The organism is Sphingomonas sp. EU05-FHT14C10 (assembly GCF_058790595.1).
In genome coordinates this window covers 36,763-53,797 of the sequence record NZ_JBYTEN010000025.1, presented here as the reverse complement: position 1 = coordinate 53,797, position 17,035 = coordinate 36,763, and the positions used below count along the sequence as shown (strand labels likewise).

Genomic DNA, 17,035 nt, shown 5'->3' with positions numbered 1-17,035 from the left:
TGCGCATTATCGCGACCTCGCGATAACAGATCATTCACAACAATCTGGACGCGGCGATGCAGGCCGCGAACATCACCAGCACGACCGGCACGCTCAACGGCCAGGCGAAGGCGGCTGCGCGCAGCGCCTTCGAGTCCGCCAAGCAGCGGTTCTTCAATCACCTCATCACCGCGATGCAGACGCCATCGCTGATCGCCAGCATCGCGCGCGACCTGGAAGCCGGGCACAGCGCCGTCGTCCAGATCGTCTCGACCGGTGAGGCGTTGCAGGAACGGCGGCTGGCCGACATCCCGACCGAGGAATGGGATGACGTGCGCGTGGACGTGACGCCCCGCGAATACGTCCTGTCCTACCTCGAACACAGCTTCCCAGTGCAGCTCTACGAGCCGTTCACGGACAGCGAGGGCAACCTGTCCTCCCGGCCTGTCACGGACGCCGACGGCAACCCCGTCGAGTCCCGCGAAGCCGCCGAGCGGCGCGCCCGGCTGATCGAGCGGCTGGCGTCGCTCACGCCGGTCCCGGCCGCGCTCGACCAGATCATCCACCATTTCGGGACCGATATGGTCGCCGAGGTGACGGGACGCTCACGCCGGATCGTCAAGCGGCGCGGCTCAGACGGTATCGACCGCTTTGTCGTCGAGAGCCGGCCGGGTTCGGCCAATGTCGGCGAGACCGACGCGTTCCAGAGCGACGCCAAGCGCATCTTGATCTTCTCCGACGCGGGCGGGACCGGCCGCAGCTATCACGCCGACCTCGGGGCGCGGAACCAGCGGCTGCGGGTCCATTATCTGCTGGAGGCGGGCTGGAAAGCCGACAACGCCATCCAGGGCTTCGGCCGCACCAACCGCACCAATCAGAAGCAGCCGCCGCTGTTTCGGCCGGTGACGACCGACGTGAAGGCGCAGAAGCGGTTCATCTCGACCATCGCGCGCCGGCTCGACACGCTGGGCGCGATCACGCGCGGCCAGCGCCAGGCCGGCGGCCAGGGGCTGTTCCGGCCGGAGGACAATCTGGAATCGCAATATGCGCGCGACGCCCTGCGCCAGCTCTATCGGCTGCTTTTTGCGGGCAAGGTCGAAGGCTGCTCGCTGCTCGCCTTCGAGGAGGCGACCGGTCTCAGCCTACGCGACGACACCGGCCTCAAGGACGAGCTGCCGCCGATCACCACCTTCCTCAATCGTATGCTGGCGCTCACCATCGCCCTCCAGAACACGCTGTTCACCGCGTTCGAGGATTTGCTGACCGCGCGCATCGAGGGGGCCATCGCCTCGGGAACCTACGAGCTGGGCCTGGAAACACTTCAGGCCGAGAGCTTCACGATCGTCGACCGCAGCATCATCTATACTCATCCGGGCACCACGGCGGAGACGAGGTTGCTGACGATCGAACGCAAGGACCGCAATCGGCCGATCACGCTGGACGACGCGCTCGACCGGCTTTCGGAGCCACGCGCGGTCCTGATGGTCAACGCGCAGTCGGGCCGCGCGGCGGTGCAGATACCGACGCGCGGGCTGCTGCTCGACGATGGCAGCATCGAGCGGCGCGTGCGGCTGGTCCGGCCGATGGAATCGACGCCGATGCCGTTGGAGGCGATGGCGCAGACGCAATGGCGCGAGGCCAGCCGCGCCGACTTCGCCCGCGCCTGGGAAGCCGAGCTGGCCGAGGTGCCGGAGTTCGCCACCAGCACCATGCACATCGTCACCGGCTTGTTGCTGCCGATCTGGAAGCGCCTGCCGAACGAGTCCACCCGCGTCTATCGCCTCCAGACCGATGGGGGTGAGCGGATCATCGGCCGCCGGGTCTCGCCGGCCTGGGTGGCGACGGCGACCGCCAACGACGACGGCCCGCGTCTCGATCCGCAGGCGGCCTTCGCCGCGCTGATGGACGGGCGCACCGTGCTCGACCTGGCCGAAGGTCTCCAGCTTCGCCGGGTGCGCGTGATGAACGCCTACCGCATCGAGCTGACCGGCTTCACCGACGCCATGCGCGAGCGGCTGACCGCCTACGGCCTGTTCCACGAGATCATCTCGTGGTCGCTACGCATGTTCGTTCCCGTCGACGCGGGCGGCGTCGCGGTGCTGGAGCGGCTGATGAAGCGTTGGCCGCTCCAACGCATCGCCGATCGGGCGGCCGCGTGATGGGCCGGCTGTCGGACCAGGCAGGCGAGTTGGCGCACCGTCTCGGCGATCGGGCCGAGGCGGTGTGCCGCCGCTACCTGTCGAAAGGATGCCGCGAAGGCCGCTACTGGATGGTTGGCGACGCGCACAATACGCCGGGGCGCAGCCTCTATGTGCGGCTTACCGGCTCGGAGGGCGGCCGCGGTGCGGCCGGCAAATGGACCGATGCGGCGACCGGCGATCATGGCGACCTGCTCGACATCATTGCGCTGGTCTGCGGCCATATGCAGCTCGGCGACACGCTGGACGAGGCCCGGCGCTTCCTCAGCCTGCCCGACCCCGAGCCTTGCCCCGAGGGTCCGCGCCGCCGGGGCGAACCGAAGGCGCCGACCGGCTCGCCGGAATCGGCGCGGCGCTTGTTCGCCGCGTCCCGGCCTGTCCGGGGATCGCTTGTTCAGGCGCATTTGCGCGCGCGGGGGATCACCGATCTGCGGGCCGACGATCCGCTGCGCTTCCATCCGCGCTGCTACTACACCCCGTCGCGGAAGGATTTGCCGGGGACACGTCGCGCATGGCCCGCGATGATCGCCGCCGTCACCGATTTGGACGATACGATCACCGGCGTTCACCGCACCTATCTGGCCTCTGGGCTCGACCCGGCCGCACCGACGAAGGCACAGGTGGCCACGCCTCGGCGCGCGATGGGTTTCCTGCTCGGGAACGGCGTCCGCTTTGGCGGGGCGGATGCGGTGATGGCAGCGGGCGAAGGCGTCGAGACCATCTTGTCGCTGCGTCAGGTCGTGCCCGCTGTGCCCATGATCGCCGCTCTGTCCTCGGCCCACCTCAGCGCCATCCTGTTCCCGCCCGCACTTCGGCGCCTCTATGTCGCCCGCGACGACGATCCTGCCGGCGATGCGGCGTTGGCGACGTTGACCGAGCGGGCGGCGGCGGCCGGGATCGAAGTCGTGCCGCTTTCGCCCATACTCGGCGATTTCAACGACGATCTGCGCCTGGTCGGGCCTGAGCGGATGTGCGCGTCGCTCGCCGTGCAGCTTGTCCCCGAGGATGCCAACCGTTTCCTGGCCATCTCCGGCTGAAGGCCGGAAGGAGGGCGGAGGGCGTCGGTTCGGGATTCGGGGAAGACCCGGCCTGTCGGCCCGTGATGACGGTTCGATCATCGCAAGAGGACCGCGCCATAGCGGCCTTCTTGAGAGGCGTTCGGGACGACAGCCGCCCCGGCCCGGCAACGGCGGTCTGCGACTAATTTCCGCCGCGGCCGCGAGCGGCCGCTTTGCATCGCGAGACAAATTAGTCGTCGCCCTGCCGTCCGGCGCTTCGCTTGGCCCCCACCCGCGCCAGAGGCGCGCGATGGCGGTGCAAGCCCGGTTCGCCCGCCGTCTTTCGACGCCTGCGAAGGCCGCGATGGTCGCGGTCAGCCGATGAAAGGCGTCACCATGACAACCGACAATCCGCTCCCCGAACATGAACCCGAACACGAGGCATCCGCCACCGCCCACTTGCTTCAGGAGATGGCCCTATACGGATACCGGCCCTTCGACGACGAGCCCGACGACCGACCGCTTCCCGACGACCGCCAGGCCGAAGGCGCAATCACCGACATCTTCGATGCGATGATCTCGTGCCTGATCGACACCCGCCTCGAACCCGACCTCGAAGACCTGCTCTGGAACATCACCAACGTCTTCCACCGTGCCGGCGAACGGATCGAGCGCGACCTGGACAGCAACGAGGTCGCCCAGAAGCGCAGCCAGCAGGAACAGGACGGCTCGGAGGTGAAGTCGGTCGAGCTGGAGCGGCTTCTGCGCGAAGGCGCGACCATGATCGAGCGCCGCAACGCGATGGAGTTCTTCCGCGACACCTGCGCCGACCAGTTCCGCACCCATTTCCTGAAAGCCTGGACGCCGCGCTCCGGCTCGAAGGTGAACCACAGGGCGCTGACCTCGGCGGTGATCGCCAGCCGCGACTTCATCAATGCGCGCAAATGGGCCGACAAGCAGGTGCTCGTGCCGCCCGGCACCCGCATCGCGGTCTCCTCGGGACCGGCGTTCAACGACGTCGATTTCATCTTTGCGACGCTGGACCGCATCAAGGCGAAGTTCCCCGAGATGGTGCTGCTGCATGGCGCGACCCCCACGGGCGGCGAGAAGATCTCCGTGAAGTGGGCCGACATTCGCGGCGTCCCCACCGTGCCGTTCAAGCCCGATTGGACCAAGCACAAGCGGGCAGCGCCGTTCAAGCGTAACGACGAGATGCTGTCGGTGATGCCGAAGGGCATCGTCATATTCCCCGGCACCGGCATTCAGGACAATCTGCGCGACAAGGCCAAGGTGATGGGCCTCAAGGTCTGGGACTTCCGAGATCGGGACGGCGCGTGAGCGCCGCCCGCCCGTGCTGCGGCCGACAGCGCAGTGAACCGCCCACCGGCCTGGTGCATGGCTGGGCAATTTTCCAGGAGGGGATTCCGGCTTCTGTCCCGCGCGCACCACCCGGCTCTTTGAGGCGCGATCCTTGGTCTGACCGATGGCCTGGCACCATCAACCCGTAAAGGGTCCGCTACGCGAGCGTGCGGCCTTCAGGCTTCGCCTGTGCGGTGATTGCGGCCATCCGCCCGACGCTTCGGGCGCCTGTCGAGCGGGGATGGTCCCCGCTCCGAAAGACAGGAGCCGGATCAATGTCCCTGGAAATCGCTCAAACGCACGCCTGGAACCTCGCCCGGACGCTGATGACCTGCATCGTCGTCATCAGGATCGCCGACCAGATGTTCGGCGTCGTCGAATCCCGCGAGTTCGACGGCGACACCGCCACCATCGTTCACGAATATGATCCTTTCGCATGACGATCGGCGAACCGATCACATAGCGAGCGCAAGGGCGGCCGTAATGGCCGCCCACTTTCATTTGCGTTCAGAAATGGATGAACCGACCGTGCGGGGCGAGCTGCTGGATCAGGTCGAACTCGTCCCGGTTGGCTGTCAGCACCGGCAGGCCCGCTTTCGCCGCCGTCAGGAAGATCAGCGCGTCGTTCAGGGCCTCCTTGCGCTGATGCCGCTGCCAGTTCTGCACGCGGGCGAGCGTGCCTGCGATCAGCCCCGCCTCGGCCCAGACGTCAGGGTCGGGCGTCAACAACCGTGTGGCCGGGATGTTAGCGATGACCCCCGCATAATAGTCGCGCAGCGCCTTCCAGCCGGCATGAGCGGGATCGGCATTGGCGACGCCGGTGCTCAATTCGCCGACGCAGACCGAGCAATGGAACAATAGCCCCTGCACGACGAGCAGTTTCACCGCCGCCGGCAGAGTGCCGGCGGCAGCATGGATATAGACATTGGTATCGACCATGACCGCCGCCCGCCCGCCGCCGACGAAATCGGCGGCCGCGACCAAATCGTCGGGCCGACGCGGGACGAACTGGCGAAGATACTTATCCGGCTTGATGCGCCGCAGATGCGCGCGCAGGTCAATAGTCAAGCTGGTGATCCGGGCCGAGCTTACCGTAGTTTTTCTTGAGATAGGTCGCGACCGGATCGGGCTGGGCCAGCATCGCCAGCGCCAGCAGACCAAGTTCGGTCGGTTTGGTCGCACCGCTCTCGCGCTTGGCCGCCTCGATCAGCGCCTTGGGCGCGCGGAAGCTGACATGCTCGGTCGAGTCCCCGTCCAGCAGGCCGGCGCGGCGCGCTTCCTCCATAACCACCGACGCGCCCGTGATGCGCCCGGTCGCGCGCGAACGCGCGCCCTTGGGGGCGCCACGCTTCTCCGCGCTCTTTCCACTTTTCGACGTTGCTGCACTGGCGACCATGATCGACTCCTTATGTGTGCAAGATAGTATCATCTGTCACACAAATCAAGGCGGCCGACAGAACTGCGCCGGCCCTCTCGCACCCCGGTTAGGGGACCGCCGCGATCGCCGACGGCGGCATTCTACCCGTCGGCGCACGCCCGCAGCCTGTCCGCCTGGCCATCATCCCGATGCCGCAGACGGGCACCCCTGTCGCTCCCTTAGTTCGGATGCGCACGACCAGCCGTCTTTCCTTCCCGGCTCCTGAGCGGATCGCCGGGCCGTGCCGGGATTGCGCCATTGGAATCCTGAACCGCGCCTCTTTCCCGTCGAAATGCCCACCGTCCGCGAAGGGCGGCGGTGGGGTGACAAAGGCGTTGGACCACCCTCGGAGGCGGCCAGGCCGACCAGTCTCGCGTCACCGCGAACGACGCTGCGCCCCTGCATATCCCTCCAGGTCGCTTCGCCGAAGGAACAGCCCCTTCCGACTGACTGATCCCCTAAGCCCGTGCGGTTTTCGCCAGCAACCCCCGCGGCATCCGAACCGTGTTGGCGCTGAAGCGCCTGCCCGCACCACTTCGGGCCTTGGGGGTCGAGGTCTCCGCTGCGCGTCGATGCCAGCGCCTCCCGCCGGTCTTTGCCGGGTCTCGTCGGAGGGGCGGTCCCTCGGACTTGAAGCAACGGAGACTTAAAATGCAGAACATCGTCATCCTCGCCGGCAACATCGGCCAGGCCCCGGAAAGCCGCACCACCCAGGGCGGCACCACCATCACCCACTTCACGCTCGCCACCTCGCGTCCCCGCTACGCGGAGGGCAAGGTTCTCCGGGACGAGAACGGCTACCGCGTCCAGGACACCGAATGGCACCGCATCACCGCCTTCAACGGCCTCGGCAAGACCATCCAGGATCATTGCGAGAAGGGTATGAAGGTGCTGGTTCGCGGCCGCATCCACTACACCAAGTGGACCGACCAGCAGGGCGTCGACCGCTACGGCTGCGAGGTCATCGCCGAGACGGTGGACTTCCTTAGCCGGGGCAAGTCCGGCCAGACGGGCAATAACGCCACCGACGATCTCGACGACGACGACATCCCTTTCTGATCCGGGGCGCGAGAGGCCCGGCGGCTCCCCGCCGCCGGGCTTTTTTTCTTGAGACATCGCGCCGCGTTGCAGTTATACCAAGACGACTATAATAGTCGTTTTCATGGCGTATAGTTCTCGCCTGGTGAACGTGATCGCACATGATCACTTCCCGCCAGGTGCGGGCCGCACGCGCGCTTCTCGGTTGGACACAGGAGATGCTTGCCGACAAGGCCCTCGTCGCACTGACCGCGCTCAAGCGCGTAGAGTCGGTAAGCGGCCTGCCCGTGCGCGAGGAAACCCGGCACCAGGTGGTCAAGGCGCTGGAAGCGGCCGGCGTCGTTTTTCTCGACTCGGACCGAGGCCAGGGCGTGATGGTGGTCAGTGAGGCGGCGAACAAAGCCGCAAGTAAAAACCGGCGGCGTTAGGCGGACTATCCTTCGTCCATGACGCGGCCATAGCCAACCCGGTGTGATTACTTCGGTCCATTATGGTGTATATCTTGTGAGTCAGCAGGCGCAGGAGGCTATGGCTGAAGGCGGAGCGAGGCGATGGCGATAGCCGCTTTCGAGGATCGCGCGCCTGACGTGCTCCAAGTCACCGATTATGACGAACGCCACCACCGGACCTACTGGCGGTTGCTCGACGCCGCGGAGGAAAATGCCGATTGGCGCGAGGTCGTGCTGATCGTGTTCGGGATCGACCCGGTAGCCGAGCCGGAGCGCGCGCGCCTGGTTTACGACTCCCACCTCGCCCGCGCCCGATGGATGTGCGAGGCCGGCTATCGCCACTACCTGCCCCCGGACCAATCGTAAAATTGGGATTCACGCTGTTCGGCTAGAGCGTGGAATATCGAGCCAAAACGCTGACTTGAATCAGCTATGCGGCTGTCCGGACAGCAGGCCTTCACAGCCGATACTTGCCTGAGAACATCTCCCGACGCGCTCCATAGAGGGCCATGCTTGGGAGGGATTCGATGCCACCTGAGAGGGACTGGCGCGCGCCCCTGGACGAAGCCGGGGACGACGCGCTGCAATATTCCGACATCGCCATCGGCTATGTCAGCCGGAACACGCGCTATCGCATAGAATACCGCCGCGCCCTCGGCCGCGTGAAGCGCGGCGCGACAACCGCCGACGAGGCAACGGCCGATCTCGTGCGACGCTGGGGGATCAGCTTCTACGCCGCGCCGACCGCCGCCTACGATCCGAAGCTGGCCGTCGCGCGGCCCGATCTTTCGCCGGACAACATCGTGCTGGCGCCATCGCTCGACGGAATCGGCGCGGGCCAACCGCTCGACCTGAAGATGCTCGGCGCCGTGCGGGCGCGCATGAAGATCGGCGACTTCCTCCATCTCATTCTCGCTGACAGCGACGGCGATGAGCGTATCTGGATCTCGGGCTCGCTCGATCTTCCGCTGGCGATGATCCTGCCGCTCGGGCGCGATCCCTTCGCACGCCTCGCGGCCGCCGAGCGCCTGTCCCGCCGCTTGCTTGGCGTTGCCGCGGGGCCGCCGGCTCTGCGGCCCACGCCCTTCCGCCGCCAGCATCTTCTCACCCTGTTGCAGGTGCTCGACGGCCACCAGGCGGGCGCCAGTCGCCGCGAGCTGGCCGCCGTCCTGATCGACGCCAGCGTCCACGACTACAGCGCCGCCGAATGGTCCGACAGTCGCCAGCGCAAACGCATCAACCGATGGTTCGCCGAGGCCGTCGAACTGCGCGACGGCGGCTATCTGCGCCTGCTGCGCGGCGCGTGAACGGGGACATTTCCGAGCGCCTAGGTTCTGTCCATTCACCGCATAGGGGTCGGTTCGCCACCATCACCTCCTGTCCGCCGACCCCGCATTTCGGAGCCGGCCAACATCTGGAGGATCATCATGGCCGAGCCTGTCACCGCCACGACGCCACGCTATCTCAAGACGCCCGATGCCGCGATCCATCTGGGCCTGTCGGCCCGGACGCTGGAGAAGCATCGCTGCTTCGGCACCGGGCCGGTCTTTCGCAGGCTCGGCGGCCGCATCGTCTATGCCATCGACGATCTTGACGCCTGGGCGGCGCTGGGCACCCGGCGCTCGACGTCCGATCCGGGCAACGGCGTCGTCCATCCCGCCAAGCCGCTGCCCACCGATTGCGTGCGGCGCTGAGCGATCCATGCACCCAATCCGCTCTCATTCCGGCCGCGTCAGCGGGGAACGAACACAGCTTGAGCTGTTTCGCTCCAAGCCCGGCGATCTCGCGCCGCGCGATGCCCAGGACTTGATGGCGTGGCCGTTCTTCAGCCTCGCCAAGACCAGGCGCACGACGCCGATCGACTTTCGCATGGGCGCGACGTGGATCTCCGTCGAGGCGGTATTCGAGCACGGCATGGCGACCATTTGGGACGCCGACGTGCTGATCTGGGCCGCCAGCCAGCTCGTCGCCGCGCGCGACGCCGGCCATCCGACATCGCGGCTCATGGTGACGACGCCGCATGAGATATTGGCCTTCACGCGGCGCGGCACCGGCAAGGCGAGCTACGAGCGGCTGAAAGCCGCGCTCGACCGCCTGCAATCCACGACCGTCGCTACCTCGATCCGGCAGGAGCATCAGCGCCGGCGCCACCGCTTCTCCTGGATCAATGAATGGCGCGAGCTGGCCGACGGCAACGGCCGCGCCCTCGGCATCGAATTGATCCTGCCCGACTGGTTCTACGATGGGGTGCTCGACCGCGCACTCGTCCTGACGATCGACCGCGCCTATTTCGACCTGACGGGCGGCCTGGAACGCTGGCTCTACCGCATCGCGCGCAAACATGGCGGGCGGCAGAACGGTGGCTGGAGCTTCGATGTTCCGCATCTTCATCTGAAGTCCGGCGCGCTGTCGCCGCTTCGCCGCTTCGCCTTCGAGCTGCGCGCCATCGTCGCCCGCCAGTCGCTTCCCGGCTACGTCCTCACCCTCGAAAACACGCTGGGCCGTGACCGGCTGAACTTCGCGCCGATCCCGCCCGATCCGCTCCACGCCGCGATGCGCCGCGTCGGCCTCAAGCCTGTGGAAAACTGGCCATGAGGTTCGGACGATCAGGAACAGCCGGAGTCGGACCATCAGGAACGCCGGACTCGGACTTTCGGGAACGCGCGCACCTTCCAAGCGCCTGCGATTCCTTGCTGAATCCAGCCCCTTCTAACCATGCTAATAGAATCGAATCCTTCGGATTCTTGCTAACCGCGCGCGCGGCTGTGGCCAGCCTGCGTCCGGCCGCGCGCGCTCGATCGGGCAGCGCCCCGTCCGAGCCTGGAACCGATTTCCCACCATCCCCGGAGATCACCGATGAACGATGACCGCCCTCGCGGCGTCCGCGTCGGCGGCGCGTTCAGCGCGCTCGCCCGCGACGGACTCACCCATGTCGAAGTGACCTGGATCGAGCAGAGGCTGGAGCATTGGATACGCTTCGGCCGCGTCTCGCAGGATCGCATCCTGAGCCGACGAACGCGCGTCGTCAGCTTCCGGCCGGGCGCGGTCTTCGCCTTCGTCCGCTGGGCCTCGAACGACTTCGGCACCATCGCCTCGCGCATCGACGTGGTGCGCGCGGTGGCGTCGGGCGAGCCCTACACCACGCTCCCGTTCGTGCGGCCCGGCGGGGAAATCCTGCTCAAGATCCAGGGCTGGCCGAATGTCCAACAGGCGCTCGCCGCCATCGACGCGGTGGAGGCGGCCGGCGTCGATCCCTGCGACGCCGCGCCCGATCACTGGCGGCATGTCCACCAGCGCATCACCGCCGGTCATCAGCCGCGCCTCTACACGGCGGAGCGCCATAGCGCCTGGCTCAAGCGGCGCGAGATCGAGCAATGACTCCGCGCTTCTATGGCATGGCCACCGTCATTGCGGCGTCCGCAGCCGCCGTTTCGTTCGTCGCGGTGGCGCTCGCCGATCCGGCGCCGTGGCTGATCTGGAACGCCAGCGCCAGCGCGCCGATCGGCCTCTACCGCATCCATTTCGACCGCGATCCGCACGTAGGCACGCTGGTCGCCGCGCTGCCCCCCGCCGGCCTCGCACGCTGGCTTGCCGAGCGGCGCTATCTGCCTGTCGGCGTCCCGCTTCTGAAGCATGTCGCGGCCAAGGCAGGGCAGCGCATTTGCCGGACCGGCGACGTGGTGAGCGTCGATGGGCGCACCGTCGCCATCGCTCAGACGCGCGATAGTCGCGGCCGGCCGCTTCCGATCTGGCACGGCTGCCGCACGCTGCGAACTGGCGAGTTGCTGCTGCTCAACCCGGCCGTCCCGGACAGCCTCGACAGCCGCTACTTCGGCCCGCTTCCGGCATCCGCCGTCATCGGCCGAGCAACGCCGCTCTATCTGCGCACGCCATCGCCCATCGCCTTCACCCGTCAACCCTGAGGAGAGTGACCATGCCCGTGAACATCTTTGAACCCACCGACAATGGCTATGCCGGCCGCGTCCGGCTGTTCGCCATCAACGAGGCGATCGTGGTCGTTCCCGCCGAGCCAAGCCGCGTCGAGGATGCCGCCGACTATCACATCCATCTCGACGACTCGGACGGTCCCATCGTCGGCTTTGCGCGCAAGCGCAGCAGCGAACTGGCCGGCGATTACATCGCGTTGGAGATCGAAAGCCCGCTGTTTCCGCGCTGGCTCAAGCCCAAGCTGTTCCGCGCGGATGCCGAAGGGCGGACGTTTCGGTTGGCGTGGCGGCACCCGCGATCCGGCCAGGACCGCGCCTGATGGCGTTCCGGCGTCCCGGTTCGCCGCGCCGTCGGATGGTGGCGCTGGCGCTGCTCGCCGTCACGGTGGGCGCGCCGGTCGCCATTCGAGCCGCACCTGCCCACGCGCAATCGGACGCATCGTCCCCCACCGCGACGATCGGCCGTTACGTCGCAGACGCGGCGCGGCAGTTCGCCCTCCCGGAAGCCTGGATATGGGCGGTGATGCGCGCGGAGAGCAACGGCGATGTCCGCGCCGTCTCGCCGGCCGGGGCGATGGGCCTCATGCAGATCATGCCCGCGACCTGGGCAACCCTGCGCGCACGCTATCGTCTCGGGTCCGATCCCTTCGATCCGCGCGCCAACATCATGACGGGCGCGGCCTATCTGCGCGAGATGCACAACCGCTACGGCAACGCGACGGCGATGCTGGCCGCCTACAATGCGGGGCCGGGCCGCTATGACGAATATCTCGCGCGCGGCCGCCCGTTGCCCGCGGAAACGCGCGCCTACCTTGCAAAGCTGACAGCGATCACCGGCGGCTCGGGTGACGCCCAAATTGCCGTCGCGCCTGCTCCCGATCCGCTCGCCTGGCGCCGCGCCGCGCTATTCACCGTGCGCTCGGGCGTCACCGCGACAACGCCGCCGGATACCGCAAGCGATGATGCCGCCGCGCAGACCGCGCGTCGCCCGGCCGACCGCACTGGCGTTACGGTGGCCGCGACCACGCCGCCTTCGACCGGCCTGTTCATCCCTCTTTCCGGCTCGCCCGCGCCATGAGCGGCTGCCGCGCACTCTGGCGAGCTTCGTCGCGGGCTTTCGTAATGCCGGAAGGAGGCAGGCTTCGGGTTTGGCAGGGGAAGGAGCGAGGGCAAGATAAAGGGCGGCAATGTGCGTTGCCATTTCGCCCCGGTCGTAGCCTTGATTCTCAAGGCTTTTGGTCATTGCTGCGCAATGTGTGCGGGAAACCCGCACTGTGCGGCGCTGGCCGAAACCCAGCCGCCAGCAGGCATTTCCGCACTGTGCGGAGCGCCGCGCCATGAGCGGCGACGACGATTTCCGCATCCGGCCTGGCCGCATCCGTTCGCGCGGCGGCCAGCGCGCGCTTCCGATCGTCGCCCAGGCGATCGCCGCCGCGCAGCGCGCCGGCGGCCATGTCTCGCGCCGTGGCCGGATCATTGCGCCTGGCCGCTCGACCTTCGGCCGAGGCCGCGTCGCCAGCCTGCGCGCCACCCATCGGCTCGGCCACCGATCGCGCCAGGTCGTCGTCAAGGCGCGTGTGATCCGCCACGACGGTCACGCCTCGCTCGCCGCCCACCTCAATTATCTGCAACGCGATGGCGTCACCCGCGACGGCGAGAAGGGCGTGCTGTTCGGCGCCGAGGGCGAGGGGCTAGACCGCAACGACTTTGCCGCGCGGTGCGAGAACGACCGCCACCACTTCCGCTTCATCGTGTCGCCTGAAGACGCGCCGCAGATGGCCGACCTCAAGACCTTCACCCGCGAGCTGATGACGCGGATGGAAAAGGATCTCGGCACCCGGCTCGACTGGCGGGCCGCCGAGCATTGGAACACCGACGATCCCCACATCCATGTCATCGTGCGCGGCGTTGCCGAGGACGGCCAGAACCTCGTCATCTCGCGCGATTACATCAGCGAAGGGATGCGCGCCGTCGCGCGGGGGATCGTCACCCGCGAGCTGGGGCTACGCAGCGACCTCGACATCCATGCTTCGCTGGAACGCCAGGTCGAAGCCGAACGCTGGACCGAGATCGACCGCGACCTCGCGCGCACCCAGCAGCGCGATGGCGTCATCGACATGGCGCCCGAGCCGGGCGTGCGGCCGGACGGCGACCATACGCTGCGGATGGGACGGCTGCGCAAGCTGGAACGGCTCGGCCTCGCCAGTGAGATCGCGCCCGGCCAGTGGACGCTTGCGGACGACGCGCAGCCGGCTTTGCGCGCGCTTGGCGAACGCGGCGACATCATCAAGCGGATGCACAAGGCGATGACCGACCGCGGCATCGACCGGGGCGCCGCCAGCTATGTGCTCGAACCCGATCCCGCGCAGTCCGTTGTCGGCAGGCTGGTCGATCGTGGCCTCCATGACGAACTGAACGGCCGGGCCTATGCGATCGTCGATGGGGTCGACGGGCGCACCCACCATGTCCAGCTTCCCAACATCGAGGCGACGGGTGATTGCCGGCCGGGCGCCATCGTCGAGCTACGCCATTTCACCGACCGCAAAGGGCGCGATCGGGTCGCGCTCGCCGTCCGCTCGGACATGGACCTTGACGCGCAGGTCAACGCGCCGGGCGCCACCTGGCTCGATCGCCGCAATCTGGCAGGCGACGGCCGCGATCTCGGCGGCGGCTTCGGAACCGAAGTGCGCGCCGCGATGGAAGCGCGCGCCGAGCATCTTGCGGATATGGGCCTGGCGCGGCGGCAGGGCCAACGCATCATCTTCGCGCGCGGCCTGCTCGATACGCTCAAGCGGCGCGATCTGGACGCGATGGCCAGGGAACTGTCGGCCGAGATCGGCCTGCCGCACGCGCCGTCCAAGCCCGGTGAATATGTCGCTGGCACCGTGCGCCAGCGCCTGACGCTCGCCTCGGGCCGCTTCGCCATGATCGACGACGGCCTGAGCTTCCAGCTTGTGCCCTGGTCCCCCTCGCTCGACCGCCAGATCGGCAAGCACATCTCCGGCGTCATGCGCGGCGATGGTGGTGTGGACTGGTCGTTCGGTCGCGGGCGGGGCCTGGGGCTGTGACAAGGAGATAGAAGATGCCCGCCACGAAGATTCTCTGGGGCCAAGTCATCACCGTTTTCGCGATCGTCCTCGCGACGGTCTGGATCGCGACGCAATGGACGGCGGCGGCGCTGGATTACCAACCGCAACTCGGCCCGCCGTGGTTCATGCTGGGCGACTGGCCGATCTATCCGCCCTACGCCTTCTTCATCTGGATGTTCTTCTTCGACGCCTACGCGCCGAAGATATTCGAGACCGGCGCGTGCATCGCGGCCTCGGGCGGCTTCCTTGGCTTCATCATTGCCATCGCCATGTCGGTGCGCCGGGCGCGGGAGCTGAAGAACGCCGAAACCTATGGCTCGGCCCGCTGGGCGGCACGCCAGGAGGCGGAGGCGGCGGGCCTGCTCGGGCCGAACGGCGTCATGCTTGGCCGGCTGGGGCGGGACTATCTTCGCCATGACGGCCCCGAGCATGTGCTCTGCTTCGCCCCAACAAGGTCGGGCAAGGGCGTCGGCCTGGTCGTGCCGACGCTGCTCACCTGGCCGGGCTCGGCGATCGTCCACGACATCAAGGGTGAAAACTGGACGCTGACCGCCGGCTTTCGCGCGCGGCAGACGCGCGTGTTGCTGTTCGATCCGACCAATGCCGCATCGGCCGCCTACAACCCGCTGCTCGAAATCCGCAAAGGCGCCTGGGAAGTGCGCGACGTGCAGAATGTCGCCGATGTGCTGGTCGACCCCGAAGGGTCGCTCGAAAAGCGCAACCATTGGGAAAAGACCTCCCATGCGCTGCTGGTCGGCGCGATCCTCCATGTCCTCTATGCCGGCGAGGACAAGACGCTGGCCGGCGTCGCCGCCTTCCTGTCCGACCCGCGCCAGCCGATCGAATCCACTCTGCGCGCGATGATGACCACCCCGCATCTGGGCGAGGCCGGCGTCCATCCTGTCGTCGCCTCGGCTGCGAGGGAATTGTTGAACAAGTCGGCCAACGAACGATCGGGCGTGCTTTCGACCGCCATGTCGTTCCTGGGATTGTATCGCGATCCCGTCGTCGCCGAGGTGACGCGCCGCTGCGACTGGCGCATTGCCGATCTGGTCGACGATGCGCGGTCCACCACGCTCTACCTGGTCGTGCCGCCGTCCGACATTTCGCGCACGCGCCCGCTCATCCGGCTCATGCTCAATCAGATCGGGCGGCGCCTGACGGAAGATCTGAAGCCCGCAAGCGAGCGCCACGAGCTGCTCATCATGTTCGACGAGTTTCCGTCCGAAGGCCGGCTGGATTTCTTTGAAAGCTCGCTCGCCTTCATGGCGGGCTACAAGATCAAATGCTTCCTCATCGCCCAAAGCCTCAATCAGATCGAGAAGGCTTACGGCCCCAACAACGCGATCCTCGACAACTGCCATGTGCGCGTCTCGTTCGCCACCAACGATGAAAGGACGGCGAAAAGGGTCAGTGACGCGCTCGGCACCGCCACCGAGATGCGGGCGATGAAGAATTATGCCGGTCATAGATTGTCGCCCTGGCTCGGGCATTTGATGGTCTCGCGGTCGGAGACCGCGCGGCAGCTCCTCACGCCCGGCGAGGTGATGCAGCTCCCGCCCGACGACGAGATCGTCATGGTCGCGGGCGTGCATCCGATCCGCGCCAAGAAGATTCGCTATTTCAAGGATCGCCGCTTCACCGAGCGGGTGCTGTCGCCGCCGGACCCCAAGGTTGGCGTTGGGCAACCGCGACCCGACGACTGGAGCGCCTTGCCGCCGGTCGCTGCGCAGCCCATGCCCGATCCGCCTGACGCCGAAGCGCCGAAGAAGCCGAAGAAGAAGAAGGCCGGCAAGAAAAAGACCGATGCCGATGACGACGCGGCGAACGCGGACTTGCGCCGCGAGCCGGAGATCGAGCGCCATGTCGACATCGCGCCGCCCCCAAGCCCGGCGCCCGCCAATGAGTTCGAGCTGGACGAACCCGATACCGATACGGCGCGCCAAGCCACCGTGCGACGCCACATGCAGGATATGGCGCAGCAGGCGTCGCTCGATCCCGACGACGGCATCGAGCTATGACCACCAAGACGCCGTTCTCGGTCTATCTTGACCCGGAGGTGATGCAGGCGCTCGCCGCCTACGCGGATCGCCGCGGCAAGTCGCGCTCTCTGGTCGCCGAGGCCGCCATCGCATCCTTCCTCTCGCCCGACGCCGACGAACAGCGCGAGGCCGCCATTGCCAAGCGGCTTGACCGGCTCGACCGCCGCCAGACCCGGCTTGAGCGTGATGTCGGGATCGGCGTCGAGATGATCGCGCTGTTCGTCCGCTTCTGGCTGTCAAACACCCCGCCGCCGCCCGAAGCGGAACGGGCCGTCCTGCGCCGTCAGGGCGGTGATCGCTACGACGCCTTCATCGAGGCGCTGGGCCGCCGACTCGCCAAGGGTCCGAAGGTCAGACAGGAAATCGGCGAGGACTTTGCGCCCCAGGAAGAATAAGCAAACTACGCCAGTTCTTGTATCTCTGCGCCAGACTACGATGACCGCATTTCTTTGTTGAATCCCGATTTCTTCTGCCTTTCTTGATGTGTCCCTGATGTCGGGCGGCGGTTCGCCCGGCCCA

Annotated in this window: 18 protein-coding genes and 1 pseudogene; 17 read left to right on the top strand and 2 right to left on the bottom strand. The window is 67.2% G+C overall.

The features are described from left to right. Positions 1–29: 29 nt before the first annotated feature. The 4 genes and pseudogenes from AC3WT0_RS17970 to AC3WT0_RS17955 all read left to right on the top strand — a co-directional run. Positions 30–2,138: pseudogene (locus AC3WT0_RS17970) on the top strand (strawberry notch C-terminal domain-containing protein); the annotation flags it as partial. Continuing rightward, positions 2,138–3,214, top strand: coding sequence for a DUF7146 domain-containing protein (locus AC3WT0_RS17965; protein ID WP_492754799.1), 1,077 nt, complete (start codon positions 2,138–2,140; stop codon positions 3,212–3,214). The pseudogene AC3WT0_RS17970 and the gene AC3WT0_RS17965, both read left to right, overlap by 1 nt. Positions 3,215–3,571: 357 nt before the next feature. Next, positions 3,572–4,513, top strand: coding sequence for a DUF2493 domain-containing protein (locus tag AC3WT0_RS17960; protein ID WP_492754798.1), 942 nt, complete (start codon positions 3,572–3,574; stop codon positions 4,511–4,513). A 296-nt stretch (positions 4,514–4,809) separates the two neighbouring features. Next, on the top strand, positions 4,810–4,974 hold the full coding sequence (locus AC3WT0_RS17955) for a hypothetical protein (protein ID WP_492754797.1): 165 nt from the start codon (positions 4,810–4,812) through the stop codon (positions 4,972–4,974). A gap of 67 nt (positions 4,975–5,041) precedes the next feature. Here the strand turns inward: AC3WT0_RS17955 and AC3WT0_RS17950 are convergent, their stop codons facing one another. Beyond that, positions 5,042–5,602, bottom strand: coding sequence for a type II toxin-antitoxin system VapC family toxin (locus tag AC3WT0_RS17950; protein ID WP_492754796.1), 561 nt, complete (start codon positions 5,600–5,602; stop codon positions 5,042–5,044). Then, the gene (locus AC3WT0_RS17945) at positions 5,592–5,930 is read right to left on the bottom strand and encodes a hypothetical protein (RefSeq protein WP_492754795.1); all 339 of its coding nucleotides are present in this window, start codon (positions 5,928–5,930) and stop codon (positions 5,592–5,594) included. The genes AC3WT0_RS17950 and AC3WT0_RS17945 overlap by 11 nt, the downstream gene beginning before the upstream one ends. A 672-nt stretch (positions 5,931–6,602) precedes the next feature. On the opposite strand from AC3WT0_RS17945, the gene AC3WT0_RS17940 reads away from it, so the two are divergent. The 13 genes from AC3WT0_RS17940 to AC3WT0_RS17880 all read left to right on the top strand — a co-directional run bounded on the left by AC3WT0_RS17940 (position 6,603) and on the right by AC3WT0_RS17880 (position 16,911). Next, positions 6,603–7,010: a single-stranded DNA-binding protein gene (locus AC3WT0_RS17940; RefSeq protein ID WP_208633311.1), complete on the top strand. Its 408-nt coding sequence runs from the start codon at positions 6,603–6,605 to the stop codon at positions 7,008–7,010. 140 nt (positions 7,011–7,150) lie between these two features. Then, positions 7,151–7,417, top strand: a complete 267-nt coding sequence (locus AC3WT0_RS17935; RefSeq protein WP_492754794.1) for a helix-turn-helix domain-containing protein — start codon at positions 7,151–7,153, stop codon at positions 7,415–7,417. A gap of 123 nt (positions 7,418–7,540) precedes the next feature. Further along, positions 7,541–7,804 carry a DUF2285 domain-containing protein gene (locus AC3WT0_RS17930; protein ID WP_492754793.1) on the top strand — a complete coding sequence of 88 codons (264 nt, stop codon included), beginning with the start codon at positions 7,541–7,543 and terminating at the stop codon, positions 7,802–7,804. Positions 7,805–7,965: 161 nt separating this feature from the next. Beyond that, positions 7,966–8,745, top strand: coding sequence for a DUF2285 domain-containing protein (locus AC3WT0_RS17925; protein WP_492754792.1), 780 nt, complete (start codon positions 7,966–7,968; stop codon positions 8,743–8,745). Positions 8,746–8,865: 120 nt separating this feature from the next. Continuing rightward, complete coding sequence (locus AC3WT0_RS17920; RefSeq protein ID WP_119036603.1) at positions 8,866–9,132, top strand: helix-turn-helix transcriptional regulator; 267 nt, start codon at positions 8,866–8,868, stop codon at positions 9,130–9,132. Between the two features lie 7 nt (positions 9,133–9,139). Further along, positions 9,140–10,033, top strand: a complete 894-nt coding sequence (locus tag AC3WT0_RS17915) for a replication initiator protein A (protein ID WP_492754791.1) — start codon at positions 9,140–9,142, stop codon at positions 10,031–10,033. A 261-nt stretch (positions 10,034–10,294) separates the two neighbouring features. After that, a complete protein-coding gene (locus tag AC3WT0_RS17910; protein ID WP_492754790.1) occupies positions 10,295–10,816 on the top strand; it encodes a DUF2840 domain-containing protein in 522 nt (173 codons plus the stop codon). Next, on the top strand, positions 10,813–11,361 hold the full coding sequence (locus AC3WT0_RS17905) for a S26 family signal peptidase (RefSeq protein WP_492754789.1): 549 nt from the start codon (positions 10,813–10,815) through the stop codon (positions 11,359–11,361). The genes AC3WT0_RS17910 and AC3WT0_RS17905 overlap by 4 nt, the downstream gene beginning before the upstream one ends. Before the next feature lie 11 nt (positions 11,362–11,372). Further along, positions 11,373–11,705 carry a DUF736 domain-containing protein gene (locus AC3WT0_RS17900; RefSeq protein WP_492754788.1) on the top strand — a complete coding sequence of 111 codons (333 nt, stop codon included), beginning with the start codon at positions 11,373–11,375 and terminating at the stop codon, positions 11,703–11,705. After that, on the top strand, positions 11,705–12,463 hold the full coding sequence (locus AC3WT0_RS17895; RefSeq protein WP_492754787.1) for a lytic transglycosylase domain-containing protein: 759 nt from the start codon (positions 11,705–11,707) through the stop codon (positions 12,461–12,463). The genes AC3WT0_RS17900 and AC3WT0_RS17895 overlap by 1 nt, the downstream gene beginning before the upstream one ends. A 259-nt stretch (positions 12,464–12,722) precedes the next feature. Then, entirely contained in the window at positions 12,723–14,453 is a 1,731-nt protein-coding gene (locus tag AC3WT0_RS17890) for a relaxase/mobilization nuclease domain-containing protein (RefSeq protein WP_492754786.1), read from the top strand. A 14-nt stretch (positions 14,454–14,467) separates the two neighbouring features. Then, positions 14,468–16,495 carry a conjugal transfer protein TraG gene (locus AC3WT0_RS17885; protein ID WP_492754785.1) on the top strand — a complete coding sequence of 676 codons (2,028 nt, stop codon included), beginning with the start codon at positions 14,468–14,470 and terminating at the stop codon, positions 16,493–16,495. Next, positions 16,492–16,911 carry a CopG family ribbon-helix-helix protein gene (locus AC3WT0_RS17880; RefSeq protein ID WP_492754784.1) on the top strand — a complete coding sequence of 140 codons (420 nt, stop codon included), beginning with the start codon at positions 16,492–16,494 and terminating at the stop codon, positions 16,909–16,911. Before AC3WT0_RS17885 ends, AC3WT0_RS17880 begins: the two co-directional genes overlap by 4 nt. Positions 16,912–17,035 lie beyond the last annotated feature (124 nt).